Source organism: Pleomorphochaeta naphthae, assembly GCF_055396005.1.
Genome location: NZ_AP042457.1, coordinates 3,240,109 through 3,256,360 on the forward strand (window position 1 = coordinate 3,240,109; position 16,252 = coordinate 3,256,360).

The following is a 16,252-nucleotide window of genomic DNA, read 5'->3' on the forward strand; positions in this document are numbered from 1 at the left end:
ATACTAATTAAAGTACTGAGCTCACAGTGTTAATTGAGGGCAATGTTTTAAGAGCTTTTACAACTTTTTTGAAATCAGCTTCTTTATCAACTTCAATTGTGAAAGTCCCAATTAAGCGTGAATTGTCCATATCATCATCATAGAGTCTGCCTCCAATTAGATGACCATGATATTTTCTAATAGCTCCTTCTATTTCACTAAATAAATCATATGTTCTCTTGCTAGTTACTCTAAATTTTCTAGTTGGTTTAGGTGAATTTGTTTCCCACGCTACTTCTACACTTCTCTCTTCAATTTCTTTCATGTTTTTCAGATTTGGACAATTTTTCTTATGGACGATTATTCCTCTTCCCCGGCTAATGTAACCAACTATTTCATCGCCTCTTTGAGGATTGCAACAGTTTGCCAAAGAAATCATTAGATTGGTTTCATCTCCGACTCTAAATGTAAGTCGACTTTCATCAGTTACATTTCTTATGATTTCTCCAGTTTCAGTTTCTTTTTCTTTTTGTGTAGGGCTTTCTGTTTGAATAGGTTTTGGAGTTGCTATTATATTTTTATCAATAACAATATTATCATTTTTATTTAACCAAGTTCTTATTTTTTTTCTAGCACTTTGAGTTTGAGCTAAGCGCAACCAAGAAAGGTGAGGATGAGCGTTTGGATTAGTTAATATTTCTATAACTTGTGTATGTTTTAAAACTTGATTTAACGAGATAATTGAGCCATCAGCTTTAGCTCCAGCTGTATGATTTCCGACTTCAGTGTGGATTCTATATGCGAAATCAAGTGCGGTTGAATTTTTCGGAAGTTCAACTATATGACCTTGAGGAGTGAAAACACAAATTGTGTTTTTTAATAATTCCTCTTTAATATCTTCCATAAATGATTCATTTTGATCGATTTCATTAGACCATTTTTCTAAGGTATTTAAAATCTTATTAAATTGAGCATCATCCATATTAACATTATCTTGAGATCCACTATCTACTTTATACTTCCAGTGGGCTGCAATTCCATATTCTGCTGTTTGATGTATAGCCTTAGTTCTTATTTGTATTTCAAGTAATTTACCATCAAGGGCCATAACTGTTGTGTGTAGACTTTGATAGTTATTAGCTTTAGGCATAGCTATATAGTCTTTAAATCTTCCTTCTATAGGTGGCCAAATTCTATGAACTAAACCAAGAAGTGTGTAACATTCAGTAATTGTATCGCATAAGATTCTAACACCAAGTAGGTCAAATATTTCTTCTATATCTTTCTTTCTTTTTTTCATTTTAAGATATACTGAATATGCGTGTTTTGCTCTACTTGTTACAATAATATTTCCAAGACCGTCTTGTGCACAAGCTTGATAAATTATTTTTTCTATTCTTTTTAGATAAGCGGCTTGTTCACCTTTTTTACTTAATAAATAACCTTGAATATAATCAAATGTCTCTTTATTTATAGTTTCTAGAGATAAATCTTCTAATTCTTCTTTTACCCATGAGATACCTAATCTATCTGCAAGTGGTGCGTATATATCTAAAGTTTCTGTTGCAAATTCCTTTGCTCTCTCTGGTGTTAAAAAGCGGACTGTCCTCATATTATGTAGTTTGTCTGCAAGTTTAATAATTATAACTCTTGCATCTTTACTCATAGCAAAGAACATTTTTCTAATAGTTTCAGCTTCTTGCACTGATTTGTTATCTGTTTTTAATACTTCAATTTTAGTTACACCATCTACTAAATCAGCAACAGCTTCACCAAATCGAGTCTTCAACTCATCATAGCTAGCTGTTGTATCTTCTAAAGTATCATGTAATAGCCCTGCACAGATTGTATCACCATCCATATCAAGCTGGACCAATATGTCAGCTACTGCTAGAGGATGGATTATATATGGTTCGCCGCTTTTTCTTTTTTGACCTTCATGTTTTGCCTTAGAAAAGTTAACCGCATCAATTATTTTATCTTGTTGGGCTTGTGGATACTTCTTAATTTTTAATAAGAATCTTTGAATTATTCTATTGCTCATATATCCCCTTAACTATTCTGTCTTGATTTGCTAAATCTTTTATTATTTCAATATTATTAAATCCGCTCTTTTCTAAGAGTGTTTTTACAGTCTTACATTGTCTACTGTCGCATTCAAAAAAGATTGCACTATTGTTACCTGTTAAATGATCTTTAGACTGTTTTATTATCTTTCTAATTATATCTAAACCATCATCTCCATAACCTTCTAGTGCTAATAAAGGTTCTTTTTTTACTTCCTTACTAACTTCTTCACACCATTGTTTTGTTAAATATGGTGGATTGCTTACAATTATATCATATTTTTTACAGTTTATTAAAAGATTACTCTCAATTATATCAATTGTTTTATTACAAAGTGTTCTTGCATTTAATTTTGCAACCTCTAATGCCTCTTTACTTAAATCACTTAGTGTTATGTTATCACTATCTAGTTCAATTGCTAATGTAATACCTATACAACCAGAACCGGTACACAAGTCTAATATTGAAGGTTTAAATTGTAAGGTTTTTACATAATCAATTACACTTTCAACAATTGTTTCTGTATCTGGCCTTGGTATAAGTGTGTTCTTATTTACTTTAAAATCTCTACCGTAAAATTCTTTTTTCCCTATTATATAAGCAATTGGCTCAAAATTTAAACGTCTTTGAAGCAATTGGTGGAAAAGTTCTTGTTCTTGTTTATCAATTTCAAGATTGTTATATGTTATTTGTTTTACTTTATTAAGTTTAGTAGCTGCTTCAAAAAGCAATGATGCGTCTAAAGAAGGAGTATCAGTGATACTCCTTAATTTATTAATTGCTTCAGTTAGTAAAGTTTGAACAGTCTTTTTCATCTATAATTATGCTTCCTGCATTGCTTTTTCGCCAGCTTCAATTTTAAGAGCTTCAATGACTTCATCAAGATCTCCACTTAAAATGATTTCTAGTTTATAAAGAGTAAGATTTAGTCTGTGATCAGTTAGTCTGTTTTGTGGGAAGTTGTAAGTTCTAATTCTTTCAGATCTATCTCCACTACCAACTTGACTCTTTCTTGCTTCTGAACGCTCTTTTTGTTTCTTTTCTTCTTCTAAATCATATAGTCTCGAACGAAGAACTCTTAATGCCTTATTCTTATTCTTAAGTTGTGATTTTTCATCTTGACAAATTACAACTAAACCTGTTGGAAGGTGAGTCAATCTAACTGCACTATCTGTTGTATTAACACATTGTCCCCCGGGTCCACCAGCTCTCATTACATCAATTTTCAAATCTTCTTGCTTAATTTCTATATCAGTTTCTTCTGCTTCTGGTAAAACAGCAACAGTAACAGCTGAAGTGTGAACTCTTCCCCCACTTTCAGTTGTAGGAACTCTTTGAACACGGTGAACACCACTTTCCCATCTAAGAGAGCCATAAACGTCTTTTCCACTTATTGAAAAAACTATTTCTTTATAGCCCCCTAAGCCTGTTTCGTTTGTGTTCATTATTTCGATTTTCCAACCAACTTTTTCTGCGTAGTGAGAATACATTTTAAATAAGTCAGCACAGAATAGAGCAGCCTCATCACCACCTGTCCCAGCTCTAATTTCCATAATTATATTTTTACCAGCTAGTGGATCTGGTGGGATTAAGAGCATTTTACACTGTTTTTCTGATTTTTGAGCTGCTTTCTTAAGTTCAGCTAATTCTTCCTTAGCCATAGCTATCATTTCAGCATCATCTTCTTCTTTTAGCATCTCTTCTGCATCTTCAATTTGTTGTGATAAATCTTTTAATTTTTGCATTTCTTCAACAATTGGGGCAATATGTGCTCTATCAACCATTAGCTTTTTATATAGGTTCATATCGCTCATTGTTTCTGGGCTACTTAATTTATCGTCTATTTCTTTTAATTGTTTTTCGTAAGATGGTAGTTTTTCTATCATTTATTTATTATCTCCATAGGATTTATTATTAAATATAATTGATTTTATTCGTTTTGAATAGTCTTGAATACATGAAGGATTATCATACATGTTTTATGTATGTGAGTACTTAAGAGAAAATAAATAAATAGCTATCTGTGTTTATCTGGAGTGTATCTTACCACAAGGTGAATTGTTGCTGGTGAATTAGTTTCACAACTTATTGTATGCTCTATATCACAGTGATACATTAAAAAATCACCTTTTTTTAGAATACATTCATTTTTCCCAGCTTTTACTCTTACACTTCCTTTTATTACTGTTAAAAATTCTTGTGTTCCTGCAAAATGAGGTTCGCTTGGCAGTTGTGTGTGAGGTTCAAAATTGATTAAATACATTTCTAAGTCTTCAACCATTGTTAAAGGGGAAAGAATTCTAATTGTAACTCCATTTTCAGTTGTTTCAATAACGTGGCCTGATCCGGAAGTTGGGTTTTTAATAAAATCTCTTTTAGGTTGAGGATTAACATCTAAAATATCTTGTATATCAATATTCAGTCCACGAGCGATTTTCCAAACTGTAGCAATTGTAGGATTTACTTTATCGCTCTCTATTTGGCTTAACATTGCTTTTGACACACCACTTCTTTCGCTTAAAATATTAAGAGTTAAATGTTTTGATTGTCTGAATTTTTGTATGTTTTTTCCAATTGGTGGGGGTGTTTCCATATTTTATTTCCTCTAGATTAATTAAATAATACATTAGTTAGTTCTTGTCCATACTCTTGAAGTTCTAGTAATATCTTTTTTTCATTTTCACTAGTATCTTCTAGGTTAAGTTTTTCTTTTATCTTCCGATTGTAAAAATCTAGGTTTACCATAATGTTTCCTGGAGGACTTACTATTCTATGTGAGCAAAATGATTTCCACTCTTCTTTTTCTCTATCGCTTTGATATTCAAGATAGTTTCTCAAGACATATCTATAAACTAAATCAGATGCTCTAGGATCATCAAATTGTAAAGCTTTGCTTAATTGAAGTTTTTCTTTAGCAGATGCATTTTGAATAATGTTGAAACGCTTTCTATCTTCATCTGAAAAGAATCCACTATATATTTGAAAATCAGAATCTTCGATTTGTTTTATTTCTTGATTACTTAAGGCTTTTCTAATTTTCATTATTATCTCAGGATGGCTTTTAAGTATTTTAGCTCTTAATAATACTTCTTGTTTATCTATGTTTAATTTTTTTTCTAAAGAAGGATTAAGTATTGCTAAAGGACTTACAAAAGGACATTTGTTATAGGCAATATTGATTAGACCTTGTGTGAATAAAATATTGTTTTCATCAGCTTCTATTAATGGGGTAACATCTTCTTTTAAATTAAAACAAATTACATTGTTTGAATTAACTATATCAAATGTTATTGGCATAACTAAAGATGTACAACCATATTTAGAGGTGTATTTAGGATGAGTGTGTAGTACAGGCTCGCCAAATGGAGCTTTCAATAAATTTTTCATTAATTGTTTCTTTCTATGATCAAAACTCCATTGATATAATTTAGGTTGGTGTTTTTTTATAAGTTTCGCAACTTCTATAGTAGCCTTAACATCAACTAAAGCATCGTGTGCTCCAATTTGTTCAATTTTATTAGCACTAGTGATATCAGTAAGTTTAAAAGAAGGATTACCATTTTCCTTATTAGGTGGCCAAACAATTCCCTCTGGCCTCAAATCATAAGCAGCCCTTACAAGATTAATAATGTCCCATCTTGAACAGCCATTTTTATACTCTCTTTCATAAGGGTCATATAGGTTTCTATATAATGCATTCCTAATAAATTCGTCATCAAAATTAATTGAATTGTATCCAGTTACTACTGTATTTGGAACAGTAAACTCATCACGAATTTTTTTAATGAATTCAGCCTCATTAATACCTTTTTCATTGACAGTATATGGAGTAATTCCAGTAATTAAGCAAGATAAGGGATCGGGTAAATAATCTTGAGAAAGTTTACAATATAATAATATTTCTTTTCCTATTTGGTTTAGCTCTAAATCAGTCCTGATGGCGGCAAATTGTGCGATTCTATCAAAATGGCTATCTAATCCAAAAGTTTCTAAATCATACCACAAGATTGATGGTTTCTCTTTTTTTATATTCATGGTATAATATTATCATATTTCTATTAAGTGCAAAAGTATCTTTAATGTGGAGAGGTGTAAATGAAGCGTATTTTGACTATTTTATTTATATTAGTTTTTATGCAAGCTTTTTTTGCTGCTACTCCAAGTGAAAAGGATGTCTCTAATGCCTTTGTAGCGATTACTGATTTAAGCTATGTTTCTGCAGCAAATTTTATATCTTTTAACCGTAGAAATTTTGATTCTTTTGCGATTAGAACCTCCCCAGAGACTTCTTTGCCTGATGCTTTACTAATTAATGATGCAGACTTAAATGAATTTTTACCTTATTTCAGTGTTGATTTAGAAAATACAAATTTTTTCAGTTCTTTAATTCCTACCATAGATCCTTTTGTAAAAGAAAGATTAACTATTAATAATTGGAAAAAAGGTGAAGCTATAGTAACTGGAGCAGCGGCTTTTGTTTTTCCTAAAGGGTTAACATTTCAGCAACTTATTTCTAATGCAAGTGCCGGGATATTCCCGAAGGTCGGTATTAGTTTTAATTTTTATGTTGAAGGTTCTCTTTTTAGTGAAGATTTAAATATTAAGGGAACTTTGATTGTTAGTGCAGATTCATATGGAGTTCCTGAAGTAGTTCCTTTAAGATTAATAATTAACAATGAGAATTATGATTTATCTTTTTTTGAAAAAGCCCCACTTCTTTTGACTATGAAAAATGATATTTAAGGATTAAATATATGAAGAAGATGGTGCAATTAATTTTGCTATTAGTATCTATCTCTCCATTGTTTGCAGCATTGAGCGAACAAGAGATTGAACTTGCCATCGATTGTGTTAAAGATGCTGTTTTTGTAGCTTCTGATTATTTTATTTCAAATATCCAACCTGAAAATCCTTCCTTGCTTTTAAGAACACCTAAAAATAGTGATTCATCTGATGCTATTGTTTTTAATAACTGTGATATGAGTTCTTTACTTCCTTATTTTCCTGCAATTGAAATCGATTCCAATACGATGATTGATCATTTAAAAGAGCCTCTTGCTCCTTATGTTAGAGATGTTCTCCTTGACCATGATTGGCAATTGGGTGAGGCTAATGTAATTGGTGCAATAGCTATTGCGTTTAAAGATGATTATTCACTTGCTCAAATCGTATCGAATCTTGTACAAGGTATTTATCCTAGAATGGGGCTTGTAACTGATATTAGCATTACTGGGTCACTTTTTTCTGAGAAAATAAATATAAAGGGTGTTTTTATTTTAGAAGAAACAAATAATACCTTAGGTATTGTTCCTTTACAAGTTACGGTAAATGGCGATGAGTATGATGTTTATTCTTTTTAATTATATTTTTGATTAGATTATTTTAATAGTATAAAATCTAGTAGAATAAAATAAAATAATCTTTTATGATAGTTTAAAATATAGTATTTTCTCGGAGGCATTTAATTGAATAAAGAGGTAAAAGCTTTTCTAGATAGATGGGGTTTAAATGCAGATTCCATTTCTCTTGATAATATGGTTGATGATTTTTTAAATGAAATGGAAAAAGGTTTAGAAAAAGACAATGATAGTTCTTTACCTATGATTCCAACCTACATTGGCGAAGGAGCTCCTATTGTTCCTGGACAAAGTGTAATTGTAATAGATGCTGGTGGTACTAATTTAAGGACTTGCTTAGTCACTTTTGATGATGATTTGAAACCTGTAATTTCTGATTTTAAGAAAGTATCTATGCCAGGAATTGATAAAGAGGTTAGTGCTAAAGAATTTTTCTCAGTTTTTGCTGATCAAGTTGAACATATTATAGATAAAAGTGATAGAATAGGCTTTTGTTTTAGCTATGCTGCAACAATAACTGAAGATAACGATGGCGTTCCTATTGTTTTCTCTAAAGAAATTAAGGCTCCAGAAGTTGTTGGCAAAAAGGTTGGTAAATCTCTATTAAAAGAATTAGAGTCTAGAGGATATTCTGTTAACAATAAAAAAATCGCTGTAGTAAATGACACTGTTACAACTCTTTTAGCTGGTAGAGCCCAAGGTAATTTAAACTATGATGGGTATGTTGGTTTTATTTTAGGAACAGGTACAAACACTGCATATCTTGAAAATACTTCAAAAATAAAAAAATTAGAAAATACTAATTTAGAATATATGGTTGTTAATGTCGAATCTGGTAGTTACGATAAACTTAATAGTAAAATAGATGATTTATTTATATCACAAACAAAAGATCCTAAAACTTATCATTTTGAAAAGAAAATAAGTGGAGCCTACTTAGGCCCAATGAGTTCTTTAGTTCTACATAAAGCAATCGAAGAAAATGTGTTGTCTTCTTCTTTTAAAGAAAAATTTTTAGAAGTTGGAGATGTGAATACAACAGAAATGAGTCATTATCTAGAAATGCCTTTTAATTTAGATTATAAACTAGTGAGATGCGTTCAAGATAATGATAGAGATGCTGTTAATTTGTGGTATATCTTAGAAGCTATAATTAAAAGAGCTGGGAAAATGACCGCAGCTAATTTAGCTTCAGCAGTTTTAAAAACTGAGTACGGTAAAAATCCATTACATCCTGTTTGTATTAATGCAGATGGAACTACTTTTTATAAAACAGAATATTTAGAAAAATATACTAAATATTATTTACAACAATTTTTACAAGAAAAACATAATCGTTATGTAGATTTTGTTAGAATTGATAATTCACCTGTAATTGGTGCTGCTATAGCTGCTCTCGCAGTAAATTAATTTAATTTCTCTTATATTTTAATAAAAAAGGCTTAATAATTCATTTTATTAAGTCTTTTTTTCTATGTTTCTATAGACAAGTACAGATTTGCTTAGATTTTTGTGCTAAATAGCCTCTTTTTAGCTATTTTCCACTTTTTCCCCTATATTTTTTTTAAACTTAGTAAAAACCTAAATTTAACTGTCAAATGTAGTCTATTTCACTTGGTTTCGTTTAGAAAGTACTTTACATTTAATAATTGTACATATGTATAGTAGTTTTTTAGCTTTTAAAAATATTATTCCGATTTGGGAATATTAAATTAGGAATAAATAATTATACTTAAAAAAAATACTTCCTCCAAATAAAGAGGAAGTACATAAAATCTTATTTATCTGCTTTTTTTAGAAGAGTTGTATGTAAATCTAAAAGATATGAATATAAATTTGGGTTATTTGATTTAGTATCTACTAAAATTCTAAAGACTGCTTCTGTTCCAGACCCTCTCATCCATATGAAAGCTATATTATTTTTATCTTTATCTTTAAAAATAATTTTATAGCCACCACGATATGGATAAGTTCTATTTTCTTCTCCTAGACCGAAATAGCATTTTGTTCCTTCCATTTGCACTACTTCATATCTATAAATTGAATATTTAGATTGGAGCAATTCATAGTTTGCATTGTAGAAGGATAAGAATTCCTTTTCATAATTATTTTTTAAAGTACCATGATCACTTGATATTTGTAACTTAGCTTCTTGTGAAAAAGCATCTGTGGTTATATATGCTGGTAAGCTATTTATTAAATTTTCAATTGTCAATTTGCTATCTTTATAATTAGTCTTTTCTCTATAATAATCAAAGATTTTCTCATCACTTAGTATGTTTATTATACTTAATAAGGTATTCAATGGATCTCTAACTTTTGCTGGATAAGTAATATTTCCACCATTAGAGCCTTCACCTAATATCCTAACAATATAGCCTTTATCACGTAATTCTTGGGCTTTTTGAACAACATTAGCTTCACCAACTTCAGCTCTAAATACTTCAACATCTAAGGCTTTACATATATCATCGATTCTCATTGATGTTGGTCCATTTACGCTAATTGCCATTTTTTGATTTGGATTTGTACATCTGATGGCACTTAATTCTGCCATTACAACTAGTGCAAAGACTTCTTGAGCTTTTAAGATTTCTGCTTTTTTAGTGCTCTCTTTAATATATACTAAGTTACCTCTATCTCCATCGTTGTCTGGTACGTATCCTAAAACAAAATCACTATCTTCTTTATGTTTCTTTTCTAGGATTTCTCTACACATCTCAAGGTTTTCACCTTCTGGAACTATGGCATGTACAACTTCCCTAGGTTTATCATTTACACTATAGAATTTAACACCTAATTCATTAAAAAAGGTTTTATCTATTGTCAGAGTTCTAGCACTACCGTTTAACTCTGCTACAATTCCAATATTTTTTTTAGCAATTTTTTGTTTGATATCTATTAAATAGTCTTCAATACTCGTGTTTTTACTAGCAGTTAATAGGGCAAATTGTTTGTAAGAATTTAAACTATATTTTTTGTTTTCTTCGATCTTTTTTAGATTGTCTTCAAGTTTCTTTTTATCTAAATTATCAATTAAATATTTTACATATTCAATTGCTTTGTCATCTTTCACAAAATCTATGAAATAGCTTGATAGAGTTTGAGATTCTTCTTTGTTAAGAACACCTCCCTCTTTTCCAAATTTAATTCCATTATGTCCAATAGGATTGTGTGAAGCTGAAATATATAAAAAAGCATCAATGGTTTTATCTACAGCTGACAGAGCCATAATTTCAGGAGCAGCAGCTATATATAAATTAACAACATCTATATTTAAAGCTAAAAAAATTCTATTGATAATATCTAGAATTTGAGGTCCTGTAGGACGAGCATCGATTGCAATTGTTATTTTTTTGTTTCTTTTATTATCTACTATATTGCAGTTTTTTATATCTTCATCTGTTATACAATTTAGATATTTAGCAAAAGATAGGGCAATTAAAGCAGCAAAATATTTGTCATTTAAACTAATTTCTTCAGTGTCATCTTCTTCATCTTTACTAATAGCAAAAATCTTTCTCCATCCTGATGCAGATAGAATGAAAGATGATAAATTGTTTTGGAGAGTTTTACTATCAACTATACCATCGTCAAATGGATTAACTGATGAATCAGCTATAAATAAATTACTTACTATATCTTTAAAAATCATAATAGCTCCTAAAGTTGGTTTTTAAATATTATATTTATTATAATATATTATAGTACAAAAAAATATCTTAAAATACTTTCTACCTCAATATAAATGTCTAAATAGAAAACAATATTGTCTTTTTGTGCAAACTTTTAAAAAATTACTTGTAGTTGAATCTACTCTTTGATAATCTTATTTTATGATTAAAAACTGTATTGCTATTCACGACCTTTGCTGTTATGCAAAAAGTTCTTTAACTGTAGTAATCCCTTCATTAGAATGTTTAGGGGTAGAAGTATTACCTTTGCCTACAGCTTTATTATCCTCACAATCTGATGGATTTGAGGGTTTTTATATGAAAAATTTAACAAAAGAATTAGAAAAAATTTTAGATGTATGGGATAAAGAATCAATTGGTTGCGATAGTATATATAGTGGGTTTTTAGCAAGTTATGACCAAGTAAAAATTGTTGAAAGGGTTATTGCTTCCCAAAAAAAGAACAATCCTTTAATTATAATTGATCCTGTTTTAGGTGATAATCTTCATCCCTATACTTCTATCGACTCTAAATTAATAGAAGAGATGAAATCTTTGATTTCTCTAGCTGATGTAATTTGTCCAAATGCTACTGAAGCTGCTTTATTATTAGGTGAAGTTCCTAAAGAAACATATAATGAAACTGAAGTTGAGAGCATGCTTAGTCGTTTAGAGAAGATGGGGCCTAAAAAGATTGTGATTACAAGTTTATTAACAAAAGACCCATCGACTGTAACAACAGTCTCTTATTTTAATAATACAATCCATTATCAACATAATAAAAAAATATCACAATCTTATCCTGGCACTGGGGACCTATTTGCTAGTGTTTTAACTGGACTTTTGCTTAAAGGTTATCAATTTGAGAGGGCTTGTGATATTTGCTCTACTCTCTGTTCAAAGGCATTAGTTAATACTAAGGCTTTAGGATATAGTAGACGTCATGGCATCTCAATTACTTCAATTATTCCATATTTAGAAACTTTTAATTAATATCTTTACTCCCAAGAGAAAAATCACCAACTATTTTAATTAAATTTCCATCTCTTTTGATTTCTAATTTTCGATCGGGAAAATAAATTGGAAGCAGTGTTTTTAGAAAAGAAATAGCCTCTTCTTCAATTAAGAGTCTGTCCTCTTTTTTTACCCAAGTAAGAGTGCTTATATCAATATCAAGGAGATATCCTCTTCCCAGTTTTGATCCATAACCACTTGAAAATTGGACTCCAGTAGAAAAAAGTCCATCATAATTTGCACTAGCGGTTTTTCCTCTTTTCATCCTATTAGGATGAAGAGGAAACATAGTCCCAAATTTATCTTCTAAATGGTTGTCTACTTCTATACACATCTTATGTAACTTGTCTTCTAAGGCAATTTGTTTAGGGTGCATCTATTTTAAATCCTCATCACTAAATCCGTATTTATCTAATACTTCTTGATATTTTTCTTTTTGTGGTGTCTTTGTTACTTCTTTATCATCAAGAATAGAAGTTAGTTCTTCACTTTTAATTTTTAGAGGTGGAACTTCGACATTCTTTTTAGAGAAAAAAGATTTCCTTTTAGGAGTTTGTGTAGTTTCTTTTTTTTCTTCTTCAATTAAAATTATATCTTCTATTTTTTCTTTCTGTTCCTCAATTTCTATAGGAGAAACTGTTTTCTTTATTTCCTCTTCTATCTCTAATTTACTAATATCTAAGACTTGAGAAAAATCTTCTCTATTTTTCATTTTTTTCAAGAAGGCTATTAATTTATCTTTTTCTTGTCGATATAGTTGTTCTCCACTATCTATTAATGTATTTATTGCATAGCTTGATGTATCATCTAATTTAAATGAATCACCTTTTAGTGTGTAATGTATTCTAGTATAATCAACATCGCTTATATTGTTTGCAACTAAAGAAGCAAGTTGCATTTGGCTTGTCGATGCAATTTTTTGAATTGGTGCACCTTTTGAAGGGTCAATCCACCCCATTAATCCTCCACTAATATCTATATCTTCCATAGAGTATTCATTGCTTGCAGTGGAAAGTGATAATATATGGAATTTTTTACAATTTGGATATAATTTTCTTGCTTCACTATATGCTACTAAAACTGGATTATTTGCGTAAATACCACCATCAATTAGATATCTTTTTTTGTTTTCATTTTTATCGTATATGATAGCTGGAGGAAAATAAGTTGGTGCTGCACTTGTAGCTCTAGCCGCTTCTTTTACAGTAAAATTTTTATCATCCCAACTTTTAAAATTGAAGGGAATTCCTTGTGCTGTATCGTAGGAGACAACCATTGTGGGAACTAAACATTGGCTCATTTTAGCATCTTTAAATGTTCTCGATAAAAAGCCTTCAATGTATTTAGGATCATATTTATCTTTAAGTAGTTGTCCTAAAAATCTTGTTTCTGAGTGAAAAATAGATTTCCCATCAATTCTGTAAAAATCTATAAAAGAAGAGCAATCGCTTCCTCTTGTAATTATTTTTGGATCTTTAGGAACTTCTTCTTTTTTTCCTCTTAATCTTTCTAAAAATGATAAGGGCTTTGTCTCATATGTAATTAATTGATCTTCTCCCTCTTCTTTTATTAAGTTTGATATCATTGGAGATGTGGTTAGTCCAAGTGCTATTAAGCCCCCAGTTGAGGTTCCTGAGATTAAATCAAAAAATGAATAAAAAGGTTTGTTTTCATTCATATCTTTTAATTCTGTAGCTAGTTTGGAAATAACAACTGCAGGTATGATTCCTCTCATGCCTCCACCATCTATACATAAAATATATCTCTCTTCAATGTGTTCTTTTTTTTCTTTATTTTTTTTGCTAGGTAAAAGCATTATATCTCCATTTATCTCACATATATATTATATATAATAATCATATTAGATAAAATTGACAGTATTATAATATAATTAATAATATTTTATACTTAAAATATATAAAAATTTTGAAAATTATTATATAAATTCTAATGTGGTTAATTAAAGGGTTGATAATGAATATTTATAGTAATTATAAAAATTGTAAGTTGTGTCCCAATCATTGTGGTGTAGATAGAACAAATAATCAATTAGGCATCTGCGATGAAAGTGATGTTGTTCGCGTTGCTTTTAGTGGTTTGCACAGAGGAGAAGAGCCTCCTGTTACAGGAGAAAATGGATCTGGTATGATTTTTTTCTCAGGCTGTCCTCTACACTGTCAATATTGTCAAAATTATCAAATCAGTGGTGGAAAAACTACTAGAGATGGGAATGTCGGTATTCCTGTCAGCATAGATGAATTAAGCTTTATGATGATAGAACTTGAAAAAATGGGTGCAAATAATATTAATTTAGTTACACCAACTCATTTTATACCCTCAATTGTTTTAGCCATACAAAAAGCTAGAGAAAACGGTTTAACTCTTCCCATTGTTTATAACTCTAGTGGTTATGAAGATGTTGAGGCTTTGAAATTAATTGATGACCTCATTGATTTATATTTAATTGATTTAAAGACATTGAGTGAAAAGGTAGCAACAGATTTTTGTGGCAGAGCTTTATATGCTTTAAGAGTTAAAAATGTTTTTAATTTTTTAATATCTAGGCATCCTAAATTTGAATTGGTTGATGAAAAAACAACTCCAAAAGGGTTATTAGTTAGACATTTAGTTTTTCCAAATCAAATTAACGCTACTTTAGAAGTCCTTGATTATTATGCTAGATATTTAAAAGATAGTTGTTATTTATCTCTGATGGTCCAATTTATAGATCCAAAAAATTATAAAACATTTAATAAAATAACGAAGAAAGAATATACTCTTCTATTAGATTATTTAGATTTTTTAAATATTGAAAATGGCTTTGTTCAAGAGATTGAAGATAATATTGAATGGATTCCTGACTTTAAATTAGATAAACCCTTCCCAGATAGTTTTTGTGACCCTTTAGAATATTATATAGATTTAAAAAATAGCAGGAGTTAAGATGGATTATATTTTTAGAAAAGCAACTTATGTTGATATTGATGAATGTTTGGACTTAGCATATTTTGCTAATCAATTAATGTTGAAAAGAAATAATCCTCAATGGAGCATGGGCTATCCTACTGCAGATATACTTAAAGAAGATGTTGATAATAATCAATTAATCGTGGTTTTAGAACAGGATGAAATAGTTGGCATGATGGCTTTAGTAAAAGGGAAAGATCCTCTTTATGAGGAGTATGACTTTTGGACACCTGGCAAATATTTTTCTGTTCACCGCGTCATATCTAAAAGGTCTGGACTTGGAAGAAAGTTGTTAAATCTAGCTATAGATGAAGCAATAAAACAGGGTGCAAATGTTAGAATTGACACCCATGTTAAGAATCTTAATATGCAATCTTTAATTGAAAGTTGTGGTTTTAAAAGAGTAGGATTAGTGGATCAAAATTACACTGATCATACTTTAGCACTTTCATATGAACTAATTCTATAGTGAAATTTATTCACCTATCGTAGTTCCGTAAAACTCTTTTCCTCTTAAAATATTCATGGTATTTTCGATATTTCTACCATCTGCACAAATTACTTTCATTTGATCTTCTTGTGCGCCTTTGCTAGCAATTGGATCGAATGGACAGTTTTTACCAGGAATCCATTCATTGCCAACCATTTTTCTAAAATCATCCCAGGTGATTGAATCTAAAGGCTTAGCATTTTTGTCTATTTTGGGATCTGCTGTATATACTTTTGCAATATTTGAAAGATTAACTATTAACTTGCCATGAAATCTCTTAGCTAAGAAGACAGCATCTGTATCTGTTGAAAATCCAGGTTTCCAGCCTGCTGCAACTAAAACTTGGTTTGTGAATTTAATATCTGAAGTTGGATCTGTAATTACTTCATCAGAGCACAAATCATTAAATATTGAATATACTAATTGAGCATTTAGGTGAGTTGCTTTAATTCCAATCCAATCTTGTATATTACTGTCTTTGTCTAAGGCTATTTGTCTATAGGCATCTTGGTAGACTCTAGCTGGAGCACCTCCACCACAAACTAGTATTAATTTGTTGTTTTTATCTTCATTTAAATATTCTCTAATGGCTTTGTTAAATTTACTTAAAAAATCAATATCTACTTTATCTGGCGCAATTATTGAGCCTCCAAGTGATAATACAGCTAAATTACTCATTTAATATATCTCCTTAATCTGTTCTT

15 protein-coding genes are annotated in these 16,252 nt (G+C 30.1%); 6 read left to right on the forward strand and 9 right to left on the reverse strand.

The window, feature by feature from the left end; all coding sequences use genetic code 11:
• Positions 1–7: 7 nt before the first annotated feature.
• From ACZ5SO_RS14715 to sbcB, 5 genes are all read right to left on the reverse strand, one after another.
• The gene (locus ACZ5SO_RS14715; RefSeq protein WP_464625626.1) at positions 8–2,023 is read right to left on the reverse strand and encodes a RelA/SpoT family protein; all 2,016 of its coding nucleotides are present in this window, start codon (positions 2,021–2,023) and stop codon (positions 8–10) included.
• Entirely contained in the window at positions 2,013–2,861 is an 849-nt protein-coding gene (gene prmC, locus ACZ5SO_RS14720; protein WP_464625628.1) for a peptide chain release factor N(5)-glutamine methyltransferase, read from the reverse strand. The genes ACZ5SO_RS14715 and prmC overlap by 11 nt, the downstream gene beginning before the upstream one ends.
• A gap of 6 nt (positions 2,862–2,867) precedes the next feature.
• The gene (gene prfA / locus ACZ5SO_RS14725; protein ID WP_464625629.1) at positions 2,868–3,932 is read right to left on the reverse strand and encodes a peptide chain release factor 1; all 1,065 of its coding nucleotides are present in this window, start codon (positions 3,930–3,932) and stop codon (positions 2,868–2,870) included.
• Between the two features lie 131 nt (positions 3,933–4,063).
• Positions 4,064–4,639, reverse strand: coding sequence for a helix-turn-helix domain-containing protein (locus tag ACZ5SO_RS14730; protein ID WP_464625631.1), 576 nt, complete (start codon positions 4,637–4,639; stop codon positions 4,064–4,066).
• 17 nt (positions 4,640–4,656) lie between these two features.
• The gene (gene sbcB, locus ACZ5SO_RS14735; RefSeq protein WP_464625632.1) at positions 4,657–6,081 is read right to left on the reverse strand and encodes an exodeoxyribonuclease I; all 1,425 of its coding nucleotides are present in this window, start codon (positions 6,079–6,081) and stop codon (positions 4,657–4,659) included.
• Between the two features lie 60 nt (positions 6,082–6,141).
• Here sbcB and ACZ5SO_RS14740 point away from each other — a divergent pair, with 60 nt between their 5' ends.
• The 3 genes from ACZ5SO_RS14740 (at position 6,142) to ACZ5SO_RS14750 (ending at position 8,813) form a co-directional block, all read left to right on the forward strand.
• The gene (locus ACZ5SO_RS14740) at positions 6,142–6,789 is read left to right on the forward strand and encodes a hypothetical protein (RefSeq protein WP_464625634.1); all 648 of its coding nucleotides are present in this window, start codon (positions 6,142–6,144) and stop codon (positions 6,787–6,789) included.
• An 11-nt stretch (positions 6,790–6,800) separates the two neighbouring features.
• Positions 6,801–7,406: a hypothetical protein gene (locus ACZ5SO_RS14745; RefSeq protein ID WP_464625636.1), complete on the forward strand. Its 606-nt coding sequence runs from the start codon at positions 6,801–6,803 to the stop codon at positions 7,404–7,406.
• A 105-nt stretch (positions 7,407–7,511) separates the two neighbouring features.
• On the forward strand, positions 7,512–8,813 hold the full coding sequence (locus tag ACZ5SO_RS14750; RefSeq protein ID WP_464625638.1) for a hexokinase family protein: 1,302 nt from the start codon (positions 7,512–7,514) through the stop codon (positions 8,811–8,813).
• A gap of 367 nt (positions 8,814–9,180) precedes the next feature.
• Here ACZ5SO_RS14750 and ACZ5SO_RS14755 read toward each other — a convergent pair whose 3' ends face one another.
• The gene (locus ACZ5SO_RS14755; protein ID WP_464625640.1) at positions 9,181–11,058 is read right to left on the reverse strand and encodes a phosphoglucomutase; all 1,878 of its coding nucleotides are present in this window, start codon (positions 11,056–11,058) and stop codon (positions 9,181–9,183) included.
• A gap of 181 nt (positions 11,059–11,239) precedes the next feature.
• Between ACZ5SO_RS14755 and ACZ5SO_RS14760 the strand changes: the two genes are divergently transcribed.
• Entirely contained in the window at positions 11,240–12,070 is an 831-nt protein-coding gene (locus ACZ5SO_RS14760; RefSeq protein WP_464625642.1) for a pyridoxamine kinase, read from the forward strand.
• Here the strand turns inward: ACZ5SO_RS14760 and ACZ5SO_RS14765 are convergent.
• Together ACZ5SO_RS14765 and ACZ5SO_RS14770 are read right to left on the reverse strand one after the other, a co-directional pair.
• Positions 12,063–12,467 carry a hypothetical protein gene (locus tag ACZ5SO_RS14765; RefSeq protein ID WP_464625644.1) on the reverse strand — a complete coding sequence of 135 codons (405 nt, stop codon included), beginning with the start codon at positions 12,465–12,467 and terminating at the stop codon, positions 12,063–12,065. The genes ACZ5SO_RS14760 and ACZ5SO_RS14765 overlap by 8 nt on opposite strands.
• Positions 12,468–13,907: a patatin-like phospholipase family protein gene (locus tag ACZ5SO_RS14770; protein WP_464625646.1), complete on the reverse strand. Its 1,440-nt coding sequence runs from the start codon at positions 13,905–13,907 to the stop codon at positions 12,468–12,470. It abuts the gene before it with no gap.
• A 158-nt stretch (positions 13,908–14,065) separates the two neighbouring features.
• On the opposite strand from ACZ5SO_RS14770, the gene ACZ5SO_RS14775 reads away from it, so the two are divergent.
• Together ACZ5SO_RS14775 and ACZ5SO_RS14780 are read left to right on the forward strand one after the other, a co-directional pair.
• Positions 14,066–15,034, forward strand: coding sequence for a radical SAM protein (locus ACZ5SO_RS14775; protein WP_464625648.1), 969 nt, complete (start codon positions 14,066–14,068; stop codon positions 15,032–15,034).
• Position 15,035: 1 nt separating this feature from the next.
• Positions 15,036–15,527 carry a GNAT family N-acetyltransferase gene (locus ACZ5SO_RS14780; protein WP_464625650.1) on the forward strand — a complete coding sequence of 164 codons (492 nt, stop codon included), beginning with the start codon at positions 15,036–15,038 and terminating at the stop codon, positions 15,525–15,527.
• Positions 15,528–15,533: 6 nt separating this feature from the next.
• Here the strand turns inward: ACZ5SO_RS14780 and pyrH are convergent, their stop codons facing one another.
• Positions 15,534–16,226, reverse strand: a complete 693-nt coding sequence (gene pyrH / locus ACZ5SO_RS14785) for a UMP kinase (RefSeq protein ID WP_464625652.1) — start codon at positions 16,224–16,226, stop codon at positions 15,534–15,536.
• Positions 16,227–16,252 lie beyond the last annotated feature (26 nt).

What these genes read in the sequence shown, in the direction of transcription:
- ACZ5SO_RS14715 (WP_464625626.1), bottom strand. Translation starts at nt 2,023, where the DNA reads ATGAGCAATAGAATAATTCAAAGATTCTTATTAAAAATTAAGAAGTAT.
- prmC (WP_464625628.1), bottom strand. Translation starts at nt 2,861, where the DNA reads ATGAAAAAGACTGTTCAAACTTTACTAACTGAAGCAATTAATAAATTA.
- prfA (WP_464625629.1), bottom strand. Translation starts at nt 3,932, where the DNA reads ATGATAGAAAAACTACCATCTTACGAAAAACAATTAAAAGAAATAGAC.
- ACZ5SO_RS14730 (WP_464625631.1), bottom strand. Translation starts at nt 4,639, where the DNA reads ATGGAAACACCCCCACCAATTGGAAAAAACATACAAAAATTCAGACAA.
- sbcB (WP_464625632.1), bottom strand. Translation starts at nt 6,081, where the DNA reads ATGAATATAAAAAAAGAGAAACCATCAATCTTGTGGTATGATTTAGAA.
- ACZ5SO_RS14740 (WP_464625634.1), top strand. Translation starts at nt 6,142, where the DNA reads ATGAAGCGTATTTTGACTATTTTATTTATATTAGTTTTTATGCAAGCT.
- ACZ5SO_RS14745 (WP_464625636.1), top strand. Translation starts at nt 6,801, where the DNA reads ATGAAGAAGATGGTGCAATTAATTTTGCTATTAGTATCTATCTCTCCA.
- ACZ5SO_RS14755 (WP_464625640.1), bottom strand. Translation starts at nt 11,058, where the DNA reads ATGATTTTTAAAGATATAGTAAGTAATTTATTTATAGCTGATTCATCA.
- ACZ5SO_RS14760 (WP_464625642.1), top strand. Translation starts at nt 11,240, where the DNA reads ATGATTAAAAACTGTATTGCTATTCACGACCTTTGCTGTTATGCAAAA.
- ACZ5SO_RS14765 (WP_464625644.1), bottom strand. Translation starts at nt 12,467, where the DNA reads ATGCACCCTAAACAAATTGCCTTAGAAGACAAGTTACATAAGATGTGT.
- ACZ5SO_RS14770 (WP_464625646.1), bottom strand. Translation starts at nt 13,907, where the DNA reads ATGCTTTTACCTAGCAAAAAAAATAAAGAAAAAAAAGAACACATTGAA.
- ACZ5SO_RS14775 (WP_464625648.1), top strand. Translation starts at nt 14,066, where the DNA reads ATGAATATTTATAGTAATTATAAAAATTGTAAGTTGTGTCCCAATCAT.
- ACZ5SO_RS14780 (WP_464625650.1), top strand. Translation starts at nt 15,036, where the DNA reads ATGGATTATATTTTTAGAAAAGCAACTTATGTTGATATTGATGAATGT.
- pyrH (WP_464625652.1), bottom strand. Translation starts at nt 16,226, where the DNA reads ATGAGTAATTTAGCTGTATTATCACTTGGAGGCTCAATAATTGCGCCA.